This window comes from Streptomyces sp. P9(2023) (genome assembly GCF_032436795.1).
GTDB lineage: Bacteria > Actinomycetota > Actinomycetes > Streptomycetales > Streptomycetaceae > Streptomyces.
Window position 1 is genome coordinate 1 of the sequence record NZ_JAUPWM010000116.1, and the last position, 675, is coordinate 675.

General features: G+C 37.2%; 1 protein-coding gene. It reads left to right on the plus strand.

Annotated features, from left to right (window positions below):
* On the plus strand, nt 1-491 hold a 491-nt coding region (locus Q5762_RS36905; RefSeq protein ID WP_315896686.1), incomplete at its 5' end, for a DUF4355 domain-containing protein.
* Nucleotides 492-675: the final 184 nt, after the last annotated feature.

A 675-nucleotide genomic window follows, 5' to 3' on the forward strand; every position in this document is an offset into this window, starting at 1 on the left:
GGGCAAAGCAGGAGAAAGGACGTTATATGTCAGATTTTAAAATTATTGAAACTCAAGAAGAATTAGATGCAGTTATAAAAGCACGATTATCACGAGAGCGTGAGAAATATGCAGACTATGAAGACTTGAAAAAACAACTAGCTGATTTTGAAGCTAAAGAAACAACTTACCAAAATACAATTAATGATCTAAAAACTAGAGAAACAGAGTTAAGCTCTCAGGTTGAATCGTTAAATGGAGACTTAACTCAAACTAGATTACAAACTGCTAAGCAACGCATTGCAACTGAATATGGCTTACCACTTGACTTAGCAGACAGACTTCAAGGTGATGACGAGGACGGATTCAAGGCTGATGCTGAAAGACTAGCAAGTTATTTGGCGCCAAAACAACCGACGCCACCTTTAAAATCAAATGAACCAACCATTTCTGACAAAAAAGAAGCAAGCTGGGCAGAAATGGCTCGAAACTTAACTAACAAAGGAGATTAAAAAACATGGCAGACGCAATTAAAGCAGGAACACTATTTAAACCAGAATTAGTACATCGCATTCGTCATTCTTAAAGCTAAAAAAATACCTTGAAATGTCTGGTTACGTTGATGGAGAAGACTTCACATCTAACAAAGCGAAAGGTCAAGAGCGTATTGAGTTTAAAGCAACAAGTGCTGTCATC